Origin of the sequence: Actinopolyspora sp. BKK2 (assembly GCF_011291845.1) — a bacterium.
Lineage (GTDB): Bacteria > Actinomycetota > Actinomycetes > Mycobacteriales > Pseudonocardiaceae > Actinopolyspora > Actinopolyspora saharensis.
Window position 1 is genome coordinate 1 of record NZ_JAANTE010000013.1, and the last position, 23,935, is coordinate 23,935.

At 70.0% G+C, this 23,935-nt stretch carries 20 protein-coding genes; 4 read left to right on the plus strand and 16 right to left on the minus strand.

Features of this window, described 5'->3' with window-relative positions:
* Nucleotides 1-241 precede the first annotated feature (241 nt).
* The 8 genes from mnhG to G9Q41_RS20260 all read right to left on the minus strand — a co-directional run bounded on the left by mnhG (nucleotide 242) and on the right by G9Q41_RS20260 (nucleotide 9,201).
* Nucleotides 242-577 (minus strand): monovalent cation/H(+) antiporter subunit G, encoded by a 336-nt coding sequence (gene mnhG / locus G9Q41_RS20225; protein ID WP_165633896.1) that lies wholly within the window; start codon nucleotides 575-577, stop codon nucleotides 242-244.
* Nucleotides 574-849, minus strand: a complete 276-nt coding sequence (locus tag G9Q41_RS20230) for a monovalent cation/H+ antiporter complex subunit F (protein WP_017975355.1) — start codon at nucleotides 847-849, stop codon at nucleotides 574-576. The genes mnhG and G9Q41_RS20230 overlap by 4 nt, the downstream gene beginning before the upstream one ends.
* The gene (locus G9Q41_RS20235; protein ID WP_017975356.1) at nucleotides 846-1,175 is read right to left on the minus strand and encodes a Na+/H+ antiporter subunit E; all 330 of its coding nucleotides are present in this window, start codon (nucleotides 1,173-1,175) and stop codon (nucleotides 846-848) included. Before G9Q41_RS20235 ends, G9Q41_RS20230 begins: the two co-directional genes overlap by 4 nt.
* On the minus strand, nucleotides 1,172-2,623 hold the full coding sequence (locus G9Q41_RS20240) for a proton-conducting transporter membrane subunit (protein ID WP_165633895.1): 1,452 nt from the start codon (nucleotides 2,621-2,623) through the stop codon (nucleotides 1,172-1,174). The genes G9Q41_RS20235 and G9Q41_RS20240 overlap by 4 nt, the downstream gene beginning before the upstream one ends.
* Nucleotides 2,617-2,979 carry an NADH-quinone oxidoreductase subunit K gene (locus G9Q41_RS20245; RefSeq protein WP_092521000.1) on the minus strand — a complete coding sequence of 121 codons (363 nt, stop codon included), beginning with the start codon at nucleotides 2,977-2,979 and terminating at the stop codon, nucleotides 2,617-2,619. Before G9Q41_RS20245 ends, G9Q41_RS20240 begins: the two co-directional genes overlap by 7 nt.
* A complete protein-coding gene (locus tag G9Q41_RS20250) occupies nucleotides 2,976-3,392 on the minus strand; it encodes an MnhB domain-containing protein (protein ID WP_092520998.1) in 417 nt (138 codons plus the stop codon). Before G9Q41_RS20250 ends, G9Q41_RS20245 begins: the two co-directional genes overlap by 4 nt.
* Nucleotides 3,389-5,716 (minus strand): hydrogen gas-evolving membrane-bound hydrogenase subunit E, encoded by a 2,328-nt coding sequence (gene mbhE, locus G9Q41_RS20255; protein WP_165633894.1) that lies wholly within the window; start codon nucleotides 5,714-5,716, stop codon nucleotides 3,389-3,391. The genes G9Q41_RS20250 and mbhE overlap by 4 nt, the downstream gene beginning before the upstream one ends.
* A 350-nt stretch (nucleotides 5,717-6,066) precedes the next feature.
* Entirely contained in the window at nucleotides 6,067-9,201 is a 3,135-nt protein-coding gene (locus tag G9Q41_RS20260; protein ID WP_165633893.1) for a glycosyl hydrolase 115 family protein, read from the minus strand.
* A 486-nt stretch (nucleotides 9,202-9,687) separates the two neighbouring features.
* On the opposite strand from G9Q41_RS20260, the gene G9Q41_RS20265 reads away from it, so the two are divergent.
* From G9Q41_RS20265 to G9Q41_RS20280, 4 genes are all read left to right on the plus strand, one after another.
* Nucleotides 9,688-10,686: a LacI family DNA-binding transcriptional regulator gene (locus G9Q41_RS20265; RefSeq protein ID WP_165633892.1), complete on the plus strand. Its 999-nt coding sequence runs from the start codon at nucleotides 9,688-9,690 to the stop codon at nucleotides 10,684-10,686.
* 47 nt (nucleotides 10,687-10,733) lie between these two features.
* The gene (uxaC, locus tag G9Q41_RS20270) at nucleotides 10,734-12,236 is read left to right on the plus strand and encodes a glucuronate isomerase (protein ID WP_165633891.1); all 1,503 of its coding nucleotides are present in this window, start codon (nucleotides 10,734-10,736) and stop codon (nucleotides 12,234-12,236) included.
* 31 nt (nucleotides 12,237-12,267) lie between these two features.
* Nucleotides 12,268-13,773: a sodium:solute symporter family protein gene (locus G9Q41_RS20275; protein WP_165633890.1), complete on the plus strand. Its 1,506-nt coding sequence runs from the start codon at nucleotides 12,268-12,270 to the stop codon at nucleotides 13,771-13,773.
* 520 nt (nucleotides 13,774-14,293) lie between these two features.
* Complete coding sequence (locus G9Q41_RS20280; RefSeq protein WP_165633889.1) at nucleotides 14,294-15,544, plus strand: NAD(P)/FAD-dependent oxidoreductase; 1,251 nt, start codon at nucleotides 14,294-14,296, stop codon at nucleotides 15,542-15,544.
* A gap of 121 nt (nucleotides 15,545-15,665) precedes the next feature.
* On the opposite strand, the gene G9Q41_RS20285 is transcribed toward G9Q41_RS20280, so the two are convergent.
* From G9Q41_RS20285 to G9Q41_RS20320, 8 genes are all read right to left on the minus strand, one after another.
* Entirely contained in the window at nucleotides 15,666-16,214 is a 549-nt protein-coding gene (locus tag G9Q41_RS20285) for a carboxymuconolactone decarboxylase family protein (RefSeq protein ID WP_092522595.1), read from the minus strand.
* Between the two features lie 485 nt (nucleotides 16,215-16,699).
* The gene (locus tag G9Q41_RS20290; protein ID WP_165633888.1) at nucleotides 16,700-17,680 is read right to left on the minus strand and encodes a transketolase C-terminal domain-containing protein; all 981 of its coding nucleotides are present in this window, start codon (nucleotides 17,678-17,680) and stop codon (nucleotides 16,700-16,702) included.
* Entirely contained in the window at nucleotides 17,677-18,543 is an 867-nt protein-coding gene (locus G9Q41_RS20295) for a transketolase (protein WP_092520989.1), read from the minus strand. Before G9Q41_RS20295 ends, G9Q41_RS20290 begins: the two co-directional genes overlap by 4 nt.
* Before the next feature lie 45 nt (nucleotides 18,544-18,588).
* Nucleotides 18,589-19,062: a ribose-5-phosphate isomerase gene (locus tag G9Q41_RS20300; RefSeq protein ID WP_092520988.1), complete on the minus strand. Its 474-nt coding sequence runs from the start codon at nucleotides 19,060-19,062 to the stop codon at nucleotides 18,589-18,591.
* Nucleotides 19,055-20,761, minus strand: coding sequence for a dihydroxyacetone kinase family protein (locus G9Q41_RS20305; RefSeq protein ID WP_165633887.1), 1,707 nt, complete (start codon nucleotides 20,759-20,761; stop codon nucleotides 19,055-19,057). Before G9Q41_RS20305 ends, G9Q41_RS20300 begins: the two co-directional genes overlap by 8 nt.
* 36 nt (nucleotides 20,762-20,797) lie before the next feature.
* Entirely contained in the window at nucleotides 20,798-22,135 is a 1,338-nt protein-coding gene (locus G9Q41_RS20310; protein WP_165633886.1) for an SLC13 family permease, read from the minus strand.
* Between the two features lie 113 nt (nucleotides 22,136-22,248).
* Complete coding sequence (locus G9Q41_RS20315) at nucleotides 22,249-23,016, minus strand: SDR family NAD(P)-dependent oxidoreductase (protein WP_165633885.1); 768 nt, start codon at nucleotides 23,014-23,016, stop codon at nucleotides 22,249-22,251.
* Between the two features lie 31 nt (nucleotides 23,017-23,047).
* Nucleotides 23,048-23,866, minus strand: a complete 819-nt coding sequence (locus G9Q41_RS20320) for a sugar phosphate isomerase/epimerase (RefSeq protein ID WP_165633884.1) — start codon at nucleotides 23,864-23,866, stop codon at nucleotides 23,048-23,050.
* Between the last annotated feature and the right edge of the window lie 69 nt (nucleotides 23,867-23,935).

Genomic DNA, 23,935 nt, shown 5'->3' on the forward strand with positions numbered 1-23,935 from the left:
AACACCACCGCGCCGTCGCCAGCCGCTACGACAAACTCGCCGTCCGCTACGAAGCCACCGTGCACATTGCCTCCATCAACATCTGGCTCGCCGACCTCGCCAAGATCAATTCCTAAACAGCACCTAGTCGGCCTGGTTCTCCCTGTCGGTGCGTTCCGGCTGCTCCTCCGCCAGATCCTGGGTGGCGGCCCAGCTGGCCAACATCTTCAACCCCCCGCCGGACACGCCTCCGGGCTTGCGTTCACGTTCCCCCGCCCGGGGGCTCGAAGTGCTCGACGGCTTCGTCGACCCGCAGCACCCTTCCGGGCTCGGTGCGGTAGGCGGCCCGCCCGATGAGATGCCCGGAGACAGGTGCCACCAGCCAGTAGAAGACCACGACGATCACGGCCTTGCCCGCGACGTCCACCGTGGGCAGGGCGAGCACCGCCCCGGTCAGCGAGAGTGCGAGTCCGAGCGTGCTGGCCTTGGTCACCGCCTGCAGCCGGGAGAGCGGATCGGACAACCGCACCAGTCCCACGGCGGCGATCAGGCACAGCAACGCGCCGAGGGTCGCGACGACCGTGCCCACCCAGATCATTCCGAATCCTCCTCACCCGTGTGGGTGCGCTGGATCAGATAGGCCAGCGCGGCCGTGGTGACGAACTGAAGCAGCGCTACGATGACCGCGACGGTGAGAACGTGCGTGGACTCGAGTCGGGCGGCGAGCAGCCCCAACCCGGCGAGCAGCACGACGAAGGCGAGTTCGGCGGCGATCACCCGATCGGCGGGTGACGGTCCCCACGCGACACGCCCCAACGCGAGCGCGAAACCGATCGCGAGCACGGCCAGCGGCAGATCCACCGGTGTCATCCCACCGCCTCCAGGAGCAGACGCTGCATCTTGCGGAGATCGTCCCGACGGTCCTCCAACGGTCGGGTCGCGAGCACGTGGACGTACATGCTGCTCCGGTCCTCGGCCACGTCGAGCGTGAGCGTGCCGGGCGTCAACGAGATCAGGTTCGCGAGTGTGGTGATCAACCAGGGATTTCCGGTTTCCAGCTCGAGGGCGAGCACCGCGGCATCGACCGTTCCCGGAGTGACCACCGTGCGGGTGACCTCGAAGTTGGCACGTACGAGCTGGTCCGCGAAGGTCAGCACCAGTGCCGCCAGCCGCCGAATTCGTCGCAGCGGAGTCATGATCCGAGCACCTGCCGTGCGTAGACGGCGGGGTCGACGAGCACCTCCGCCGCCCCCTCGGCGACCGCGAGCAGCCACCCGGGCGCGATCCCGACCACCAGCGCGGCCGCGGCCACCGCCACCGCGGGCCCCACGCACGCCGACAACCGCGCGGAGCTCGCCCCGCCACCGGACTCGCCCCCGCCCCGCCCGCTCACGTGCCACCACAGCGGCAGCAGGGCCGCGAGCGTCGCCGCGGAGGCCACCAGCACCGCCACGACCACCACGACCGACCCCGCCTCGAAGGCCGCCTCCACGAGCAACGCCTTGCCGACGAAACCGGCCAGCGGCGGCACCCCCACCAGCGACAGCGCCAGCAGCGCGAAACCGGTCAAAGCCACCGCCCGCGCTCCTCCCCCCGGCGCCGCGGACTCGCCGAGAGGGCGGTAGGCCAGGACGGCGGCCGCCTTGATGACCACGTCCTGCAGGACGAAGAACACCCCCGCGGTCACGGCGGCCGCGGTTCCCAGCCCGAAACCGGCGGCCATGAACCCGACCTGAGTCACGATCAGCAACCCGAGAACCCGCCCGTGCGGATGCGCCGCCACGGCCGCCACCGAGGCGAGCAGCAAGGTCGCCACGGCGACGACGAGCACCCCGCCCCGCAGCACGGGCGAACCGTCGAAGGCCAGCAGCACCACCCGGTACAGCGCTGCCACACCGACCGTGGTCAACGTGCCGGCGAACAACGCCATCGTGGTGCGCTGGACGACCGGGTAGCCCACCGCGAGCCAACCGGAGAACGGCAGCAGACCGGCCTTGACCGTGAAGGCCAGCACGACCAGCACCGCCCCCGGCGCGGCCCCGGACTCGACCACCGGCTGCTGGGCCAGCCGCGCCAGGTTCACGGTGCCGGTCGCGGCGAACACACCGGCGATGCCGGTCAGCAGCAGCATCGTCCCGATCAGGTTGACCGTGACGTAGACGCGGGCCGCCCGCAGCTGAGGCAGCCCGCCGAGCAGGATCAGCAGCACGTAGCTGCCGATGAGCACCACCTCGAAGAACACGAAGAGGTTGAACAGGTCCCCGGCGAGGAAACTGCCGCAGGCCCCGCCCAGCAGCACCAGCATCAACGGCTGCAGGAAGGACGAGCGGTCGTCACCGGTCGCGACCACCGTCGCGGTGACCACCGCGGCCAGCACCCCCGTGGCCGCCACGAGCGCCGCTCCGAACGGATCGGCCGTCAACGCGATGCCCGTCAGGGAACTCTTGCCCCCCACCACCGTGGACACGACCCCCGAGGACAACGACTCGACGACCAGCAGCACCCCCGCGGCGATCACCACCACCAGCGCCGCGAAGGTGACCGCGCGCTGGACTCCGTTCCAGCGTCGCCCAAGCGCCGCGAACGCCGCCGCGGCCAGCGGCGCGATCAGCGGACTCAACAGCAGCAGCTGCGTGCTCACCACGACGCGCCACCCCCTCCCTCCCCGGAGGCGGACTCGACCGCGCTGTTGCCCCGGCCTGCCGACCCGCTCGCGCGGACCGCGCGCACGTACCGCAGCGTGAGCGCCAGCAGGAATATCACCGACGCGAACCCGATCACGATCGCGGTGACCACGAACGCCTGCCCGAGCGGGTCCTGCGGCGCGACCGCGGGCAGGATCGGCGCCTCGTCCCGCTGCGGCGAACGCGCGGTGACCAGCAGGAGGTTGACCGCGTGCTGCAGCAGCAGAAAACCGATCACCACGCGCACGAGACTCCCGTGGAGCAGCAGGTAGATCCCCGCCGCGGCCAGCACCCCGGTCGCGATCGCGGCGCTCATCGCTCTCCCCCGAGTTCGTGAATGACGGCCACCACGATGCCCACCACGGTCAACGCGATCCCCAGCTCGAACAGCAACGTCGAGGGCACCGTCACCTCCCCGAGCGCGGGAAGCCGCAGGTGCAGCTCCGCCGAGGCGAAGAACCCGCCGCCCCACAGGTATCCCGCGAAACCGTAGAGAACCATCAGCAACACCCCCGCCCCGACGACGTCACCGGTGCCGCGGTCGAGCAGCCGTTCGACGGACTTCGCCCCGATCGTGATGTGGCGGAACACGGCCGCGATCCCGATCACCACCGCGGCCAGGAAACCCCCGCCCAGCGTGAAATGCCCCCGCAGGTACAGCAGGACGCCCAGCACCACGGCCAGCGGAGTGACCACGCGAGCGGCGATCCGGCTGATCAGCGTGTTCATGACCGCCCCCTCCGCGCGCGCAGCACGGCCACGACGCCGATCGCGGCCACCGCGATCACCGCGGTCTCACCGAGCGTGTCCAGCGCGCGGTAGTGGCTCAGGACCTCGGTGACCACGTTGCCGGTGCTCGAGGAACGCGCTTCGGCGAGATAGGCCTCGGACGCAGGCGGCAGTGACGCGCTGCGCTGGAACAGCGACAGCCCCGCGAACGTGACGCCCCCGGCGAGGGCCACGCCCGCGGCCCACACCCGGCGGGGCCACTGCACGTCGACGTACCTGCGCGGCAGGTGCCGGAGCACGAACAGCGCCAGCATCACCGTCAGACCGTCGACGACGAGCTGCACGGCCGCCAGCTGCGGCGCGCCGAACAGGACGTACCACGCCGCGACCAGGAACCCCACCGCGGCCAACGTCGCGAACGCCGTCAGCCAGTTCTTCGTCACCGCGACGGCCACGGCCGCACCCGCGATCAGCACCGACACCACCCACCGCGGGGCCGCCTCCCCCGCGGGACCGACCGGGGCGGGAAACGCGAGCAGCGCCCCCCACACCACCACGGCCACCACCAGGAACACGATCGCCAAGTGGGTCGCCACTGCCGTGCTCACCAGCACCCGCTCGACGGGACGCCCGCACCCCCGCAGCAAGGCCCCGAGCGCGTCGACCGCCCGCGAGCCGAGCTCGTCCGGCAGCAACCGCCACCAGCCCCGCAGGTGCCACACCGCGAACAGCACCCCGCCCGCGGCGAAGATCCCCAGCGAGACGAGGAACGCCGGGGTGAGCCCGTGCCACAGGGCGAGCGAGGAGCCGGGGGCGGCTCCCGCCGCGACCTCGGCGGCGGCGTCGGTCAACGGCGCGAGCCGCAACGGGACGAGCTTGGCGGTGACCGCGCCCAAGCAGACCGTGGCCACGGCCAGCACGGCGGGCCACAGCGCCATCGACCACTCCGCGGTGGCCGGCGACCGGCCGCGCCCGGCACGCGTGCGCGCGCCACGCCGGAACGGGGCGGCCGCGAGACGCACGCTGTAGGCGACCGTCAGCGCCTGCGCGGCCACGATGCAGGCCAGCACCGCGAAGCCCAGCGCGTCGGCGGGGTGCAGCGCCCCCTTGAGCGCCGCCTCCTTGCCGACGTAGCCCAGCGCCGGTGGCAGGCCCGACATCGACAAGCACGCCAGCACCAGCGCGCCGCTGGTCAGCGGCAGCCTGCGGGCCGAACCGGCCAGCTCGGGCAGTGCCCGCGAGCCCACCGCGTGGTCGTACGTCCCGGCGCACAAGAACAGCGCGCTCTTGTACGTGGCGTGCGCGAGGAAGTAGACGACAGCACCGGTGACCGCCTCCGCGGTGCCGACGCCGACCAGCGCCGTCATGAAACCGAGCTGGCTGATCGTCGAGAACGCCAGCAGCTCCTTCATGTCCCTGCGCCGCACGGCCGCCGCCGCGGCGAACAGCGCGGTGGCCGCCCCGAGCGCGGCGACGGCCGCCCCGACAACCGGTTGCGCACCGATCGGTTCCGCGAAGCGCAGCAGCAGGTAGAGCCCCGCCGTCACCATCGCCGCCGCGTGCAGGTAGGCGCTGACCGGGGTGGGGGCCACCATCGCGGTCGGCAGCCACACGTGGAACGGCACCTGCACCGACTTCACCGCCGCGGCCACGACCAGCAGCGCCAGGAACGGCACCAGCGGCGCCCCCGCCCAGCGGTCCACATCGGTGAGCTCGGTCAGCGCCACGGTGTTCAGCCGGGCCCCGGCCAGCAGGATCGCGGCCAGCAGCGCCAGCCCGCCGACGAACGTGAGCATCAGGGCGCGCGTCGCGGCGCGGCGTCCTGCCGGTGCCGACGCGATGAGCAAGTAGGACGCCAGGGTCGTGATCTCCCACCCGACGTACAGCACGAGCGCGTCCCCGGCGAGCACCAGCAGCGTCATCGCCGCCGCGAACCCCGCCAGCGCACCGTAGTAGCGCGACGGGTCGGTCTCCCCACCGTGGAGATACCGCGGCGAGTAGGCCAGCACCACCGCCCCCACGAAGGTGACCACCAGGGCGAAGACGAGGCCCAGCGCATCGAGCCGCAGACTCCACTGCGCCCCCAGCGTCGGGATCCACTCGCCGGCCACCGTGACCGGGTCCTCGAGCGCGTCCCCGAGCAGCGTCAGCAGCAGCCCTCCGGCCCCGGCGGAGAGCACGGCCAGCGGATAGCCCGCACCGGCGCCGAACCGGCGGGCCAGCGGCACCGCCCCGACCGTGGCCACCAGCAGCACACCCGGAACGGCGAGCAGCAGCGCGTCAGCCCGCACGACGTGAAACACCGTCGTGCGAACCGGACTCACCGGCAGGCTCCCGGGGTGGCACCTCCGGCGGGGCGGTTAGGCGCGCACTCCGCGGGAACGCGGCGAGGCCGGCACCGGCGCCGCGACGAGTGCGGCGCCCCGCCCCGCGGAAAGGCACCGCCCCCGCCCCGCACCGGCCCAACGCCTCGCCGGACACTTCAGACGATGTGCGCGCAACCTCCTCGGCCATGACCCGTCCGTACCCGGGCCGTGATGTTTCCAAACACGACGTTCCCACCAGGACCATGAAGGAACCCGTCCGAAAAGACCCGTCCCGAATGGCGTGCCCGTCCCGAGGAGTCGACCCTACGAACGGCTACCCCCTCCACACACAGCTCCGTCATGGGGTCCTAGTCGCGCCGGGTGCTCTCCGGCGGTCCGAGGTAGCTGTAGCGCTGCCCACCGGTGTCCACCACGATCTTCTGCACCACCACGGTCGGATCCACCATCCAGATCTTGATCAGGTGCACGCCCGCTTCCGGGATCGTGTGCCTGGTGGTCGTCCGGTTGATGTTGTCCGAGGTGTTGCGCTGCCACTGGCGATTCATCTTCGTGGCATCCGCCCCGGTGGCCGCGGTGATGTTGACGACCTGAGGGGCCGCGTCGTCGACCGAGACGGCGTAGCGCAGCCCCTCGGTGGCGAACACGTTGTTGCGCGGCGAGACGTGAACCGTGATGTCGACCTCCCCGGTGGTGAACAGCGTCGCCCGGTACTCCAGCCGCGGACTCGCACCTCCCGGCCGCTGGACCGCAGCGGTGACCGGGAACGGCTCCATCCCCGAGCCCGTGCGCCCGATGTCCGGGATGCGCTGCCAGCTCACCCCGCGCGTGCCGACCGCCCGCGCGTAGTTCTCGCCCTCGATGGACACGTGCCCGTCGGCCTCCACGAACCCGTTCCGCCGACGGCGGCCGAGCCGCCTGTTGTCCACCACCGCCAGCACCTCGACACGCGACCCGCCGGGCCCGGAAACCGTGATCGGCACCCGGTTCACTCCCTCGGGGGCCTTCTTCCAGTCCACCCGCACGGTCGCCCGGACCTGCTCGACCACCCTGCCCGCACGCGAGTCCACGGTGATCCACGGCACCGCCGGTTCGATGCCGTAGTCGAACGGCACCGACCCCCGGTTGAACACCTCGATGTACTGGGCGGGACCACTCTGGTAAGGGCTGAACGCGGGCAGCACGGCCTCCTCCCGCGCGTGCGGCCACCAGCGCTCGGACCCGTCGATCGCCACGCCCATCTCGGCCACCGCAGGCAGCTCCACACGACGCACCGGAGGAAAGATCGCATCGGGCAGGGCCGTGTTGTCCCGCTGCGGCTGCTGCCACGAGGCCTGCGGACCGTAGCGCTCCACATCGCCGTAGCCGATCTTCGGCTGGGTCTGGAACCCCTTCCACTTGCCCCCGGCGAGCTCGTTGTTGTAGTAGTCCGACATCGCCTGATCATCGGCGAAACGGGCCTCGGCCGTCTCGGCCAGTCCGTTCGTGGCCGCGCGGCGCTGGTCCGCGTACAGGAGGTTGGTGAACTCGGCCAGCCGCAGTTCGTAGAGATTGGCGCTGGCCTTGACGCGGTACAGCACGAGCTCGTAGTACCCCGCCCGGTCGGCCTCCGGCAGCTGCTCGCGAACGCGCTCGGCCTCGGCGGCCAACCGCTTCCACTCCTCGGTGACCCGCTCCAGCTCCCGGTAGTTGGACAGGCTGAACGGGCTGGCCCGGTCGTCGTAGACCACCGCGGACGGGTCGGTGGACAGATCCTTGTCCGGATCCACGGTGATGCGGCGGTTCAACAACTCCGGCTTGCGCCGCGCCTGCAGCACGGCGTAACCGTGCAGCACATCGGCGATGGGACCCGCCTGCCCGCTCCCGAAGTTCTGCTCGACGAACCGGTGCTCCCACTCGGTCAACCGCGACACCGGCCACCGCTGCGGATCCCAGGCGTAGTCCAGGAAGAACTGCAGCGGGCGTTCCATCCCCTTGAAATCGCCGACGTTGACCACCCACAGCCGGTCCACCCCGTAGCTGTAGGCCTGGTTGAGCTGGTCCCAGATGTTGGGCAGCGGGTTGGTGTCGACCCACTTGTAGTTCCGGCCCGTGCCCACGTAGTCGTAGTGGTAGTACAACCCGTAGCCCCCGGGCCGTTCCGACAGCTCCGGATCCGGCAGCTTGCGCAGGTTGCCCCAGTTGTCGTCGGTGATCACCACGGTGACGTCGTCGGGAGGACGCAGCCCCTCGTCCCAGTAGCGCTGCACCTCCTTGTACAGCGTCCACACCTGCGGCACCTCGGCGGGATCGGACCCGGTCTCGGAGCGCAGGATGCTGCGCTGGCTGTCCACGATGCGGCGCATCAGCTCCTTCGAGTCACCGTCACCGAGCTCGAAGTCCCCGTTCCCGCGCATCCCGAGCGTGACCACGCCTTCGATGCCGCGCTGCACCATCCGGCGGATGCCCTCGGTCCAGTACGCCTCGATCGCGGGACGGTTCCGCAGGAAACTCCACTCCCCGGTCCCCCCGTAGGGATCGTGCCCCGGCTTCACGATGTTGCCCTGCTCGTCGCGTTCGGCGGGCACGGCGTGCCGGTTCCACTCCTCGATCCCGCACAGCATCGGCTCGTTGTGCGCGGTGCCCATCACGATGCCGTACTTCGCCGCGGTCTCGTGGTTGAGCGGGTCGTCCTCGGCGAAGGCGCGCCCCCACATCGCGGGCCACAGGTAGTTCGCCTTGAGCCGCAGCATGGTCTCGAAGACCTTGGCGTAGAACTCGTGGTTGAATCCGTTCGGGTGCCCCGGGGCCTTGCCCGGGCCGAAATGCTCGGGAGCCCACCGGTTGAGCGCGGGAGCCTCGTCGTTGATGAAGAATCCGCGGTATTTCACCGCCGGTGGACCCTGGGTGTGCCTTCCGGGCAGCACGAACAATTCCTCGTGCTGCCGCGCGGGAATGTCGTCCCACCAGTACCAGGGCGAGACCCCGATCCGCGCGGAGACGTCGTAACACGCGTAAATCGTTCCGCGCTGGTCACTTCCCGCGAGAACGAGCGCGCGCTCCACCCCGTCGAACGGATTCTCCACGATCTGTTCCAGGGAAGTTTCCCATTCTCCGGCGATGCCGTCCACATCGAGTTTTCCGCTCTCGACCAACCCGTCTATCAGACGACTCCGCCCGATCGTTCCGATCACCACCTGGGGACCGCGCCGACCGGCCGAGTTCGCCACCCGCGGTCGCAGCCCGGTCACCGCGTGCAGATCCCGCCGGAGATCGTCGACCACGCGAACGACACCCTCGTGATCCTCGGCGTCGACGACCAAGGACGCGACCCTGCCCCGCGTGGCCAGCGGAAATCCGCCGGGAACCGGGTGGTCCACGATGTAGTCGGCACGGCCCGCTGGCTCCGCGCCTGCACCGGCCGCGGAAGTCGCCGACAGCGCGGCCACCCCAGCGGCGGCCGCGCCCGTGGTCCGCAGAAAAGCACGGCGATCGTGTTCGGACATGGATGGATCCTCCAAAGAAATCGGCGGGAAACACCTTTTCCCGAGCTCGCGAGTCGAGCACCGCCCCGCGAGTTCGGGGAACCGCCCGGGCGGTGCCCGTCGAACGAGACGAGCCGGCCACCACCGAAACGGAATTAGTTAAACGGATATCCGAAATCGTGTGCAACGAGAATCGCAACGCCGCGTAACCGCAGTCAACACTTTCACGATCAAGCCGATTCCTGGCAACAATTCCACTCGGCCCGCATTCGACGGGATTCCCGCACGTCACCGACGCGGCGCGACGCGCGGCCACCGCGGGCACCAACACCCCATCGGACGAGAGGTTCCCGTCCCGGGGGGCAGGCCGCGGCGGTGCCGCCGGGCGGGGCAGCACCGGGCGAGCCCGCCGGAGCACCGGAGCAGGCGCACCGCCGTGAGAGGTTCCCCTCGCCGAGCAGCTGCGACAGGCTGTGCGGCGAACCCGACGAGCAGCCAGGAGACGACATGGGAGCCCGCAAACCGACGATCTACGACGTGGCCCGCCACTGCGGAGTCGCCGCCTCCACGGTGTCCAGAACCTTCAGCGCCCCGGAGCGGGTCAACCCGACCACGCAGGAACTGGTCCGCAACGCCGCCCAGGAGATCGGCTACGAACCCCGCCCGCTGGCCCGGTTCGAGTCCCCGGGGCGGATCCGCACGCTGATGCTGCTGGTGCCCGACATCTCGAACCCCTACTACTCGGCGCTGATCAAAGCGGCACAGGCCCGGGCCAACCAGCACAACTACACGCTGACGCTCACCGACAGCGACGAGTCCCCCCGGGTCGAGGCGAGCAACCTGCGCCAGGTGCTCGCCGCCACCAGCGGCGGCATCCTGGCGACCTCCCGGCTGTCCGGGGACTTCGTGCGCCAGCTGGCCAGATACCGCCCACTGGTGATGATCAACAGGGAGATCGACGACGTCCCCAGCCTCGTCTGGGACACCGCCCGGGGAGTGCGCGAGGCGGTGGACCACCTGGCAGCGCTCGGACACCGCCGGATCGCCTACCTGTCCGGCCCCCGCAACTCGTGGATGAACGGCATGCGCTGGCGCACCGTGCAGGAGGAAACCGCCGCGCTCGGCATGCAGGCGGTGTTCCTCGGCCCCTTCACCCCCGACCGCAGCAGCGGAGGCGAAGCCGCCACCGCCGTCTCCGCCGAACCCGTCACCGCCGCCATCGCCTACAACGACCTGCTGGCGATCAGCGTCATGCAACACCTCCGCGAGCGGAACCTGCACGTGCCCCGGGACCTGAGCCTGATCGGCTGCGACGACATCTTCAGCGCCGAGCTGACCGTGCCCGGCCTGACCACGATCTCCGGGCCCACCTCGGAAATCGGCAGGCGTGCCGTGGACGTGGTGCTGTCCGAACCCGCGGTGCGCGGCTCCCGCGAGGAGACGACCACCTTCTGCTCGCACCTCGTGCTCCGGTCCTCGACCGCCCCGCCGATGAACTGCAACTAACGGCAACTTGTTGCCGATATTGCCGGCAGGTTTCGATCCTTCCCGGCATGGATCACGTCACAGTTTCGGCGCGGCGGAACGAGCCGGACGGGAGCGCGCACCAGCGCGGCTCCCCCGGCAGCGCCGTGAACACCGCCCGCAAGCCCCTCCAACCACATCCCGACCGCCTGCTGCCCGGCGAGCCCACCGAACGGGCGATCGCCCGGCGCCTGTACGAATCGGTGCGGGACCTGCCGCTGATCAGCCCGCACGGGCACGTCGACCCGGCGCTGCTCGCGCACAACACCCCCTTCGAGGACCCGGCTTCGCTGCTGGTCACCCCCGACCACTACGTCACCCGCCTGCTGCACGCCCACAGCGTGCCGCTGCACGAACTGGGACTGGTCGACCAGGACGGCTCGGAAACCGCTCCCCCGCGCGAGGTGTGGCGCAGGTTCTGCCAGCACTGGCACCTGTTCCTCGGCACCGCCTCCCGGCAGTGGCTGGAAGCCGAACTGCACGACCTGCTGGGAGTCACGGTCCACCCCAGCGCGGACACCGCCGACGAGCTCTTCGACGAGCTGGTCGCCAAGCTCGCCCAGCCGGGAATGCGCCCGCGGCAGCTGTACGACTCGTTCGGCATCGAGGTGCTGGCCACCACCGACGACCCTGCCGACGACCTGCGCCACCACCGGGCGCTGCAGCAGGACCCGGACTGGACGGGCCGCGTGATACCGACCTTCCGTCCGGACCACTACCTCGACGCCACGGCAGCGGGCTGGCCAGACGCCCTCGACCGCCTCGCCGCGGCCAGCGGCGTCGACACCGGCACCTACGCCGGGCTGATCCGCGCGCTGGAAAACCGCAGGGAGTTCTTCCGCGAGCACGGCGCCACCGCCACCGACCACAGCGCCACCACCCCCCGGATGGAGTTCCTGTCCGAACCGGAGGCCTCCCGGCTGTTCGACTCCGTGCGCGCAGGCACCGCCTCCACCGCGGAGGCCGAGACGCTCTCCCGCGCCCTGCTCGGGGAGATGGCCCGGATGTCCAGCGAGGACGGCATGGTCCTAACGCTGCACACCGGCAGCCGCCGCAACCACCACTTCGAGACCTTCGCCCGCTACGGCCCCGACACCGGCCACGACATCCCCCTGCAGGCCGAGTTCACCCGGGCCCTGCACCCGATGCTGGAACGCTTCGGCACCAACCCGCGCTTCCGCACCGTGGTCTGCACGCTCGACGAGACCGTGTTCTCCCGCGAACTCGCCCCGCTGGCCGGTTTCTACCCCTCGGTCTACCTCGGAGCGCCGTGGTGGTTCCTGGACGCGCCCCGGGCGATGCGCCGGTTCCGCGATGCGGTGACCGAAACGGCCGGTTTCCACCGCACCGCGGGATTCATCGACGACACCAGGGGCTTCTGCTCCATCCCGGCCCGGCACGACACCGCACGCCGGGTGGACGCGGCACACCTGGCGAGCCTGGTCGCCGAGCACGTGCTCGACGAGGACGACGCGGCCAACGTGCTGCGCGACCTGAACGAACGCCAGCCGAGAACGGCCTTCCGGCTGTGACCACCCACCCGCCCGAGGAAAGGACCACGACATGCATTTCTTGGATTGGGTGGTAATCGCGGGCTACCTGCTGGTGATGCTCGCCATCGGCCTGTGGTCGTATCGCCAGGTGTCGAACTCGGCGGACTTCTTCACCGCCGGCGGTCGCATGCCGTGGTGGCTCGCGGGCATCTCGCACCACATGTCCGGCTACAGCGCGGTGATCTTCGTGGCCTACGCGGGAGTGGCCTACGACCAGGGCATCGTCTCCTACGTCGTCTTCCTGTTCCCGCTGTCGGTGGCCACCGGCATCGGCGCGTTCCTGTTCGCGCCCAAGTGGAACAGGCTGCGCAGGACCTACAACATCGCCTCACCGCTGGAATACCTGGCGCGGCGCTTCAACGTGACCACGCAGCAGGTGCTGGCCTGGAGCGGTTCCCTGCTCAAGGTCTTCGACGTGGCGGCCAAGTGGTCGGCGATCGCCATGCTGCTGAGCAAGTTCGTCGGGATACCGCTGATCTGGGGCATCCTGATCACGGCGACGGTCACGCTCGTCTACTGCGTGGTCGGGGGCCTGTGGGCCAACGCGCTCACCGAACTGGGCCAGTTCGTGATCCAGGCGGTGGCCGCGTTCGCGATGCTCGTGGCGGTCGGCTCCGCGCTGTCGGACCGGGGGATGAACTACCTCAACTTCTGGAGCGCGCTGCCCGAAGGCCACACCAGCCCGACCACCAGCACCTACCCGGCCTACTTCGTGCTGGTCTACATGCTGGTCAAGACCTTCGAGTACAACGGCGGCATGTGGAACCTGGCCCAGCGCTACATCGCCACCCGGGACGCCACCCAGGCCCGCAACACCGCGCTGCTGTCCAGTGTGCTCTACCTGGTGTGGCCGCTGGTGCTCATGCTGCCGATGTTCGCCGCGCCCCTGCTGATCCAGGTGGCCGACTCGAACGACGCCTACGGCCAGATGGCGCTGCAGTACCTGCCCGCCGGACTGGTCGGGCTGGTCCTGGTGGGCTTCTTCTCGCACACCATGTCGATGGCCTCCTCCGACGCGACCGCGATCGCCTCGGTGATGGCTCGCGACGTGCTCCCCCGGCTCTCCCGCCGCGCCAAGCAGTTCACCGACTCCCAGTCGTTGATGGCCGGACGCGTCCTGACGTTCGTGTTCGTGGTCCTCAGCGTGATCATCGCGCTCAACGCCGAGAACCTGGGCGGCGTGCTCGGCATCATCATCACCTGGGTGGGCGCCCTGATGGGTCCGATCTCGATCCCCATGATGCTGGGGATGCTGCGCCCGTTCCGCTGGGTCGGCCCCACCGCGGCACTGACCTCCTTCGCAGGCGGGCTCGTGACCTACGGGATGATGAAGTACGTCTGGCAAATGGGTGACGCGCTCACCGTGGCCTCGCCCGTGCTGGTGTCGATGCTGCTGTTCGTCGTGGTCGGAGCGATGCGCCGCGACGCCCCGCCCGCCGCGGCCGAGATCTGCGACGCGCTCACCCACGACCCCGACGAGGAGCCACGCCCCAACCGAGTCGAGCACACCGTGTAACCAACACCGGCCGCACGACAGCGGCCACCTCCCCGACCGCGGGGTCCGCTCCGGGCCCCGCGGTCGGCGCACGAGCTCCCCTCGCCTCCGACACCCCGGATGATCACGCCTCGTGCACGAACGAGATCGTCATGATCCTCTTTCGGGTGCTATCCGACGCGCCCATCCGTATGCTCTCCTGAGGACTCGACAGCACCGTCAACGACCACGGCGCCCGCAGCCCGACCGGTCAGACGCGCAGCGAGGGTGGTGCACTTTCCCGATGGGCACGCTCGGCAGACCGCGCCGGCCGCACGGCGCCGACCGAGGTCGGTGACATGCACCCGCCGAACCGACCGCTCACCTCCCCACCGCTCGGTGCCTGCCGGGCCAGCTGGCCTGCCCTGCGAAGAGCACGTCGCTGACACCGCCGTCGTCGCACGCCACGGCGGCGGTGTCCGTGCGCGCCGAGAGCACCGAGCGCGGCGGCGGAAACACCCCGGTCGGCCGCGCTCCGTTCCCCCACCTTCCGGAGACAAGGTTGAACCAGGACCGCACGGACACCGCGCTCCCCGCAGCGATCATCGGCGCAGGCCCCAGCGGCCTGGCGGCAGCGGCCGAACTCGGACGGCGGGGAGTGCGCGCCACGATCCTCGAGAGCTCCGCGCACCTCGCGGCCGGCTGGCGGTACCAGTACGACCACTTACGGCTGCACACCGCGCGCGAACTGTCCAACCTGCCCGGCATGCCGATCCCCCGGTCCTACGGGCGCTGGGTCGCGCGCGACGACATGGTCCGCTACCTGGAGGAGTACGCCCACCGCAACGCGCTCGACATCCGGGTGAACACCCCGGTCGAGCAGCTCCGCCGCACCGGTCCCGGCTGGCAGCTGGACACCCCCGAGGGGCCGCTGGCCGCCTCCGCGGTGGTCATCGCCACCGGACTCAACCGCACCCCGCACCTGCCCGACTGGCCCGGCGCGGAGACGTTCCCCGGCTCCCTGGTGCACTCGGCCCGCTACCAGAACCCCACTCCCTACGGCGGCCACTCGGTCCTGGTCGTGGGAGCGGGCAACAGCGGCGCCGAAATCGCGGTCGCCCTGGCCCGCAACGGCGCCCACCGCGTCTGGTGGTCCGTCCGAACGCCGCCGAACATCATCCCGCCCGCGGCCGACCGCTGGCAGCGGATGGGCGTCCTCGTGGACAAGCTCCCCACACCGGCGGCGGACCTGCTCACCACCACCTTCGAACGCCTCTGCCTGCCGGACCTGAGCTCCCGCGGGCTGTCCCGCCCCGACGAGGGGCTCTACACCCGAGCCCGGCGCGACGAGCTCAACCCGGTGCACGACCGCGGCCTCGTCGACGAGATCCGGCGGGGCGGGGTGCAGCCGGTGCCCACCGTCGCCGCGATCGACGGCCCGCGGGTCCAGCTGACCGACCGGAGCAGCATCCAGCCCGACAGCATCATCGCCGCCACCGGCTACACCACCGACCTCGAGAAACTGCTGGGCCCCACGCCCCTGGTCAGCCCGCGCGGATTGCCCACCGTGCGCGGGTCCCGCACCAGCCCCCAGGCCCCGGACCTGTACTTCATCGGCTTCACCAACCACCCCAGCGGACATCTGCGCTACGCCGGGCTGGAAGCCCGCGCCGTGGCCAAGACCATCCACCGGCGCCGGAAGCACGGAGGAGCCGCAGCACCGGCGGAGCGGCCGGCGACCGAGCACACCCCACCACCCCGACCCCCCGAGAGCACGTCAGCACCCCCGGCCGAGGAGAGCACCAGTCGATGATGTCCACACTCACCGCGTTGTCGAAACTTTCCGCCTGCTCGTGAGCGGGTGCTCCCGCCTGTCGGAAGACGGGATCACCCCACCTCGTTCAAATCGCGTCCTTCCCGCCGAACCGAAACGCTCACCCACCCAGGCCGGAGGCAGCGGGCAGGTCCAGATCGGTGTGGACGAAATGGTTGAAGTAGTTCGTGAAGACGTTGACGATCACGTGTGTGAAAAGCTCGGTCAGCTCGACATCGCTCCACCCGGCCTCGCGGGCTCGAGACCACGTTCGCTCGTCGACCTCTCCCCCGTCACGCGCGATGGCGCGGGCCACGTCCAACAGGACGGTCAGCTTCGGATTCGCGTCGATGCCCCCGTCGCGGATCGCCACGGTGTCCTTTTCGGACCAGCCCGCGGCGAGCGCTCCCTGGGTGTGCGCGGACTGGCAGTAGTCGCAGTCGTTGGTGTTGCCGACGGCCAGCGCGATCGCTTCCTGCGTCGCCTGATCGAAGGTGCCGTGCCGGGCGATCGCGTCCTGGATCCCGCTGTAGGCGGCCAGGACCACGGGCGAGTGGGCCATTTCCCCGTGGATGTTGAGGACCTTGCCGAACTGCGCGCGCAGGGCCTCCAGCTGGTCACGCACTTCCTGCGGCGCGTTGTCGACCGAGTACACGGGAATCCGCGACATCATCGCTCCTGACTGTTTCGGTTTCGTTTCCCCACCGTGGGACTACCCCGAGATCCGCGGCGCGAATCACCACGGCGCCTCATCGGTGTCTCCCGTCCTCCCCTGCACCGGGTGGTTACTGAACGGAATCTCCCGCGGACTCTCGCTGCGAGTGCCCCGGCTTCGGGAAGCGTTGACAGGCGTGCACGCACGGTCCGGGTCGACCGTCCGGCGAACACGTCGGCGCCCATCGCAGGCGGCTTCGTGGATCACCTCGTCCACTCGCCGGACGGCGATGCTCCCCGAGAACACGCCCACCCCGAGACGCCCCTGCACACGGGTCCGACCGCACCAGCGGGCCGCCCGCGTGCCGCCTCGGCCTCACCGCCGGGATCACCGGAGTCGTGGCCCGGCGGGACGGGCTCGGCCCGCGGCCGAACGATCACGGGCCGAGCGGAGCAACCGTCGCCCTCTCCGAGCCAGCCGAACCAGCCGAACCAGCCGAGCTAGCCCAGCCCGTCGAGCACACGGCGCACGACCTGATCCGTCGACAAGCCGTAACGCTCGTGCAGCGTCGGCAGCGCACCGGCCTCGAGGAACTCGTCCGGCAGCCCGATCGGCAGCAGCCCCCTGGCCGCGTTGTTCCTGACCAGCGCGCTGGCCACCGACTCGGCGAGCCCCCCGACCACCGAATGGTTCTCCAAAGTGACCAGCAGTCGATCGGAGTCGGCCTCGTGCAGCAGCGTCGCCTCGTCGAGCGGTTTGATCGTCGGGCAGTGCACCACCGCGACGTCCACGTTGTGCTCGCTGAGCTGCTCGGCGGCCCGGAGCGCCCGCATCGTCATCAACCCGCTGCTGACCAGCACCGCGTCCCTACCGTCACGCAGCCGCTTGGCCTTGCCCAGCTCGAACCGGTAGTCGTACTCGTCGAGCACGGTGGGGACCTTGCCGCGCAGCAGCCGCAAGTACGTGGGCCCCGGATCGGCGGCCATCGCCGGGACGGCCTGCTCGATGTCGACCGAGTCGCACGGGTCCACGATGGTCAGTCCGGGCATCGCGCGCAGAATCGCGACGTCCTCCGTGGCCTGGTGGCTGGGCCCGTATCCCGTGGTCAGCCCCGGAAGGCCACCGACGATGTTGACGTTGTGCCCGGGCTCGGCGATGTCCAGGCACAGCGCGTCATAGGCCCGCCGGGTGGCGAAGACCGAGTACGTCGCCGCGAACGGCACGTAGCCGACCTCGGCCATGCCCGCGGCCGCGCCGAACAGCAACTGCTCGGCCATGCCCATCTGGTAGTACCGATCCGGGAACTTATCGGCGAAGACGTGCATGTCGGTGTACTTGCCGAGGTCGGCGGTCATGCCGACGACCTCCTCGTTCTCCCCGGCAACGCTCGCCAGCGCGTGCCCGAACGGAGCCGGACTCGTGGGCTGGTCTGCATCGGCGAAGGAAGCGATCATCGCCGAGGTCGTGAGGCGCTTCGTCATGATTCGACACTTCCCTCCAGCTGCTCACGAGCGATCTGCCACTCGTGCTCGTCGACGCGCATGAAGTGTGCTTTTTCCCTGTTCTCGAGCAGCGGGACGCCTTTCCCGACTGTCGTGTCGCACAGCAGGATCCGCGGCCTGCCCGACTCGTCCCGATCCAGCTCCTCGAAACCGCGCAGCAGTTGGGACAGATCGTTGCCGTCGACGCGAACGGCCCGCCAGCCGAACGACTCCCACTTGTCGACGAGCGGATCGGCCCGCAGCACCGAGTCGGTGGCGCCGTCGGCCTGCAACGCGTTGAGATCTGCCACCGCGACGAGGTTGTCGAGCTCGTAGTGGGCGGCGCTCATCGCCGCTTCCCAGGTCGCGCCTTCGTTGAGCTCACCGTCGGACAGGAAGTTGTACACCAGGGCCCGGCTTCCCCGCCTGCGCAGCCCCAGGCCCATCCCCACGGCCAGCGGCATGCCGTGGCCGAGCGAACCACCGGAGATCTCCATGCCGGGGGTGTAGGTGGCCATGGCGGACATGGGCAGCCTGCTGCCGTCGGTGGCGTACGTGTCCAGCTCCTCGACGTCGAGGATCCCGGCCTCGGCCAGCGCGGCGTACAGCGCGATGGCGTAGTGCCCGATGGACAGCAGGAAGCGATCCCGCTCCGGCCACTGCGGCTGCTCGGGCCGGAACCGCAGCCGATCCCGGTACACGGTGGCCAGGATGTCGCTGACTCCCAGCGCCTGCCCGACGTAGCCCTGCCCCTGGGCCTCGCCCATGTCGATGACGTGATGACGCATGCGATGCGCGAACGCGGCGATCTCCGACTTCCGCGCGTCCACCGCGTCCTCGGCTTCGTTCGGTGCGTACGACATTTCCCCTCCTCCTTCACCGGTGTTTTTCTCGAGAGGTGGTCACGCTCACCGGTCGGACTTCTCGTAGACCGAGATCATGTGAACCTTCTCCGCCGAACTCGATTGCGGATCGAACCGGTAGTCGAGCCATTCCGAGGCCAGTCGACGGGCCAGTTCCAGACCGATCACGCGCTGCCCGAAGGTGAGCACCTGGGCGTTGTTGCTCAGCACCGAGCGCTCCACCGAGAAGCTGTCGTGCGCCGTCGCGGCGCGCACGCCGGAAACCTTGTTGGCGCTGATGGCCACGCCCAGACCGGTACCGCATACCAGCAGCGCTCGATCCGCCTCCCCGCGAGCGACGATCTCCGCCGCGATGGTGGCGATGCGTGGGTAGGCGGTCGTCTCAGCTCCGTTCACGCCGACATCCACCACCGATTCCACGCGTGAATCCACCTCGAAATCGGATTTGAACGTGTTCTTGTACGTCAATCCCGCATCATCGGATCCGACGACGATGCGCCACAGATTCATGTCACCCATGTGAGTGTTCCTTCCGTTCCAAGAATTCCGCGACGGTTTCCGCGAGCAGCGCGAAGGACACGGCTCCCGCGTCCGGGGTGCCGCGACCGCGCTCGGCCAGGTGCTTGGCGCGACCGGTTCCGGCGATGAGTTCGGCGGTCCGCTCCGCCGAGGTTCGTGCGACTTCCGCGGCACTGCGCCAGCTGTGCGTGGTGCTGAAAGTGCTCACGAAGGGAACGAGCGCGTCGACCATCGTCTTGTCCCCGACCTCGGCCCGGCCCAGACCCGCGATCGCGGCGGAGAATCCCTCGATCCCGGCGACGATCTCCGCCACGTCCGGGGACCTCCGATCGCTCAACGCGGAGGCCAACGCGCGCAACCCCGCTCCCCAGAGGGCTCCCGAGGTCCCACCCGCTTCGGCCTCCCAGGAGTCGGCTGCCCGCACGAGCACCGAATGCGCTCCGGCACCGAATTCACGGGCGGCCGTGGCGGCTCGGGCGGCCGCCGTGACGCCCTTCAACATCCCCCTGCCGTGGTCGCCGTCGGCGGCGACCGCGTCGATGCGGCCGAGTTCCTCCGCGTGGCGTTCGACGGCCGCGCGCATCTCGACGAACACGGCCGCGATCATGGCGGCGCACTCCCGCGAGTCGGGACTCGCCTCGGGAAGCTCTTCGTCACTGGTTTCCGCGCTGTCGGCCGGTGTTCGCGTCTCCGGTGCCCGAGCGACCGCTCCGCCGGCCTTTCCGTAAGCCGGAGCATCGGCCGGAGCACACCACAACCGCTCGAGGTCCTCGTCGAGCCACGTCACCGTCAGCGAGACACCGCTCATGTCCAGGCTGGTCACGAGTTCGCCGACTTCCGGTTCGACGAGAGTCAGCCCGGCTGCGCGCAATCCGGTGGCGATCCGCGACCACAGCACGAACAACTCCTCGTGCCCGGTCGCACCGAGCCCGTTCAAGAGCACGGCGACACGGGAGGAGTCCTGATGCGCGGCTTTCGCGAGCACCCCTTCGACCAGGATGTCGGCCACCCTGTCCGCCTCCGCGCTGTCCACCTCGGAAATCCCCGGTTCACCGTGGATTCCCAGTCCCAGAGCCATTTTCCCGGCCGGGACGGTGAACAGGGATTCGGACTGGCCGGGCAACGTGCACCCGTCGAAGGCGATACCGAGGGAGCGGGTGCGTGCGTTGGCACGACGCGCCAGGTCCGCCACCTCGCTCAGTGCCAGTCCTTCCTCGGCTGCTGCCGAGGCGATCTTGAAGACCGCGAAGTCACCAGCTATACCGCGCCGCTGACTCTCGTCGTCACTCGAGGCCACGTCGTCGGTGACCACGATCGTCCGGCAGTCGATCCCCTCGGCGCGCAGTCGTTCCTGAGCGGAACCGAAGTTCATGACATCGCCCGCGTAGTTGCCGTACCCGAACAGCACTCCCCCGTCGGAGTGCGCTGCTCTGGCCACTGCGTGAACCTGCTGCGCGGAAGGCGCCGTGAAGATGTTGCCCGCCACGGCACCGTCGGCGAAGCCAGGCCCCACCAAACCGGTGAACGCGGGATAGTGGCCGGAACCACCGCCGATGACGACGGCGACCTTGCCCTCGGGAGTCGGTGTGCCGCGCACGACACCTCCGGTCACTGCACGGACGCGGTCCGAGTGCAGATCGCAGAACCCTCGAAGGGCGTCGTCGGTGAAACGAGCCGGATCGTTGTACAGCAAAGTCATTACCGCTCACAGAGTCGTCGGATACTCATGGTCGAGTCAGGCGAAAACGCTGAGTCCCAGCACCACGACCAGCCCCACGACCGACATGATCGACTGGGACAGGGTGTAGACCTGGAAGGTTCCCCGCGTGGACAGCCCCAGCAGGGTGCGAAACATCCAGAAGGTGTTGTCGCTGACGTGCCCGCCGAAGCTCGCCCCGGCGGCGGCCGCCAGCAGCACGAGCACGGCCGCGGTGTCCAAACCACCCATCACGGGGGCGAGCAGCGTGGCCGCCGTGATCGCGGCGACCGAGCCGGACCCCTGCGCCAGCCGCAGCAGCGCAGCCACGATCCACGCCAGCAGCAGCGGGGACAGTGAACTGGCCGTGAACAGCCCGGAGATGATGTCCCCGATCCCGGTGCGGCTGATCACCTCGCCCAGCGATCCGGCCACACCGGTGAACAGCAGGATGGTCCCGCTGGTGGCCGCCCCCTTGCTCAGGGACTTCTCCAGGGCGTCCCGGGACAGCATGTAGACCGTGATCCCGCAGGCCAGCAGCAACCCGATCAGCAGCGCCACGATCGGGTTCGACAGGAACGCGACCGGACCGCCGGACACGCCGGCGGTGTCCGCGACGGTCCCGGTCACGATCAGGGCGAGCGGCACCAGGATCGGAAGCAGCACCACCGGCAGGGCGAGATGCCGCCGGGGCTGCTCGGCTTCGGCCATGGTCATGCCGTCCACGCCGCCGTTGAACGTGCTCTCGTCCTTGGCCGGCCGCCACGTCCGGCGCATCAGCGCGCTGTGCAGGAAGATCCCGACGACGATGCACACGATCGCCACGGGAAGGCCGAACAGCAGCATCGTGCCGAGCGGCACGCCGAGCGCCCCCGCACCGGCCAGCGCCGCGGCACCGGGCAGGACCATCAACAGCCCCGCCTCGAGACCGATCGCCAGGGCTCCCCCGAGCGAGGCGATGCCGACTCCCGTCCGCGCGGCCACGGAGCGGGCGATCGGCGCCAGCATCACCAGCGCGACATCGAAGTAGATCGAGGGGAAGACGACCCCGGAGGTCAGCCCGAGGACGTAGGGGGACTTCTCGCGCCCGCACACGCGGAGGAAGAGCTCCACTATGCGCTGCAACGCCCCGGTCGTCGACAGCAGCGACCCGAGCAGAACACCGAACCCGATGATCAACCCGACATCCGCCATGAGATCGCCGAAACCCTGGGCGACGGCGGTTGTGGTGGTGTCGAACCCGAGGCCGGTGGCGAGACCGAGGTACAACGATCCCACCACGAGAATGATGACCGGATTGATCCGCGCCACCACGATCAGAAGCACGATGCCGACGACCGCGAAAGCGGTGTGCATCAGGATTAACGCATCGGACATACGAGAGGTCTTTCCACAAGCCTCACCGTTGAGGCGCATTCAAGGTGCTGGCGCCACTCCACGAGGGCGCGGTTCGAACGAGAGGACCGGCGTGCTCGCCGCTCTTCTCGTCCTCAGTGGATGTGCGAACCACCGTTCACGTCGAACGTCGCCCCGGTGATGTAGCCGGCCTCGGAGCCGGCCAGGAACGTGATCACCCCGGCCACGTCGTCGGTGCTCCCGTTGCGCCCCACCGGGATGTCGGCGATGAGCCGTTGCTTGCGCTCCCCCTCGAGCATTCCTCCGGTGATGTCGGTGTCGATCAATCCCGGGGCCACGGAGTTGACGACGACACCGTGCTGCCCGACCTCACGGGACAGCGCCCGAGTGAGCCCGAGCACCGCGGCCTTCGCCGCCGAGTAGTGCGTCCCGCCGAACACGCCCCCGCCGCGCTCGGCGCTGACGGACGAGAGGTTGACGATGCGGCCGTAGCCGCGCTCGACGAGCCCCGGCAGCACGCGACGCGTGACCAGGTACGTGCCGGTGACGTTGACCTCGAACACCGCGTCCCACTCGGCCCGCTCGATGTCGAGGAACCGCGTCGGCCGCGTGATGCCCGCGTTGTTCACCAGCGCCGCGATGTCGGGCAGCTCGGAGGACTCGACCACGTCGACCGCCCGGTCGACGGAGTCGCCGTCGGTGACGTCGGCCCCCGTGCCGAGCGCGGGCACCCCGTGCTCCGCGGCGACGAGATCGGCGGTGGCCTTGGCCGCGACTTCGTCGACGTCGAGCACCGCGACCGCGAACCCCGCCTCGGCCAGCCGCCGAGCGGCCTGCCTGCCGATCCCGCGTTCCGAACCCGCACCGGTGATCACTGCCGTGGAGGTGGCGGAAAGAGCCATTCCGGGAATCCTTTCGTGTCGTTGCTTCTGCTCACGCCTGCAGCAGGGCCGAGATCGCGTCCCGGGAGCTCTCCGCGACCGCCTCCCGGTCGTGCTCGGCGACGTCGTGCGTCTCGAGCTCGAGGACGTAGCGACCCGCGTAGCCCCGCTCGCGCAGCGCGTCGACGACTCCGGCGAAATCGGCGGCACCGCGACCGATGCTGCGGTTGATCTCGCCCGGAACGGCATCGCGCAGGTGCACGTGCTCGATCCGCTCCGCGAGTTCGGCGGCCAGCGCCACCTCGTCGACCCCACCGGCCACGACGTGGCTCACGTCGTAGACCAGCCCGGCCACATCGGCCGGGACCAACTCGAGCAGCGCCCGAAGCCGCTCCAGGCCGTGGCAGAACCGGTGGTGGTGCGGTGCTTCCACGAGCAGGCGCACCCCGTGCCCGGCCGCCACGGAACTCAGCACGCGCAGCCCCCGCGCCGTCCGGGCGAGATCAGCGGCCTCGTCGACGAACGGCGTGCGCGCCGGGGCACCGCAGGGGACGATGAGCGCCGCACCCAGCCGGCGGGCGTGCGCGGCCAGCTCGTGCCCCCGCGACACCAGGGTTCGCTCGTCCAGACCGGGGTCGTTCAACGCCCCCGGGTCCACGTTGAGCGCCCACACCTCGACCCGGAAGGTCTCGACCGCCTCGACCACCTCCGCGAGCTCAACGTCACGACCCCGCTCGACCGGGAAGTGCTCGCACACCCCGGGCAGACCACCGAGGTCGACGCCCGTCATGCCCAGCCGCGAGATCGCCGCCAACGCCTCCGACAGCGTTCGGTGGCGGAACGAGATCGTCGAGCAGCCCAGTTCACTCATCCGAGACTCCCACGCAACAGGCGCTTCACGAGTTAGTTGGCGCACAGTGAAACTTGTCGCCAGTTGACT

Coding starts and splice junctions, on each gene's coding strand:
- mnhG (WP_165633896.1), bottom strand. CDS start 577: ATGATCTGGGTGGGCACGGTCGTCGCGACCCTCGGCGCGTTGCTGTGC.
- G9Q41_RS20230 (WP_017975355.1), bottom strand. CDS start 849: ATGACACCGGTGGATCTGCCGCTGGCCGTGCTCGCGATCGGTTTCGCG.
- G9Q41_RS20235 (WP_017975356.1), bottom strand. CDS start 1,175: ATGACTCCGCTGCGACGAATTCGGCGGCTGGCGGCACTGGTGCTGACC.
- G9Q41_RS20245 (WP_092521000.1), bottom strand. CDS start 2,979: ATGAGCGCCGCGATCGCGACCGGGGTGCTGGCCGCGGCGGGGATCTAC.
- G9Q41_RS20250 (WP_092520998.1), bottom strand. CDS start 3,392: ATGAACACGCTGATCAGCCGGATCGCCGCTCGCGTGGTCACTCCGCTG.
- G9Q41_RS20260 (WP_165633893.1), bottom strand. CDS start 9,201: ATGTCCGAACACGATCGCCGTGCTTTTCTGCGGACCACGGGCGCGGCC.
- G9Q41_RS20265 (WP_165633892.1), top strand. CDS start 9,688: ATGGGAGCCCGCAAACCGACGATCTACGACGTGGCCCGCCACTGCGGA.
- uxaC (WP_165633891.1), top strand. CDS start 10,734: ATGGATCACGTCACAGTTTCGGCGCGGCGGAACGAGCCGGACGGGAGC.
- G9Q41_RS20275 (WP_165633890.1), top strand. CDS start 12,268: ATGCATTTCTTGGATTGGGTGGTAATCGCGGGCTACCTGCTGGTGATG.
- G9Q41_RS20285 (WP_092522595.1), bottom strand. CDS start 16,214: ATGTCGCGGATTCCCGTGTACTCGGTCGACAACGCGCCGCAGGAAGTG.
- G9Q41_RS20290 (WP_165633888.1), bottom strand. CDS start 17,680: ATGACGAAGCGCCTCACGACCTCGGCGATGATCGCTTCCTTCGCCGAT.
- G9Q41_RS20295 (WP_092520989.1), bottom strand. CDS start 18,543: ATGTCGTACGCACCGAACGAAGCCGAGGACGCGGTGGACGCGCGGAAG.
- G9Q41_RS20300 (WP_092520988.1), bottom strand. CDS start 19,062: ATGGGTGACATGAATCTGTGGCGCATCGTCGTCGGATCCGATGATGCG.
- G9Q41_RS20305 (WP_165633887.1), bottom strand. CDS start 20,761: ATGACTTTGCTGTACAACGATCCGGCTCGTTTCACCGACGACGCCCTT.
- G9Q41_RS20310 (WP_165633886.1), bottom strand. CDS start 22,135: ATGTCCGATGCGTTAATCCTGATGCACACCGCTTTCGCGGTCGTCGGC.
- G9Q41_RS20315 (WP_165633885.1), bottom strand. CDS start 23,016: ATGGCTCTTTCCGCCACCTCCACGGCAGTGATCACCGGTGCGGGTTCG.
- G9Q41_RS20320 (WP_165633884.1), bottom strand. CDS start 23,866: ATGAGTGAACTGGGCTGCTCGACGATCTCGTTCCGCCACCGAACGCTG.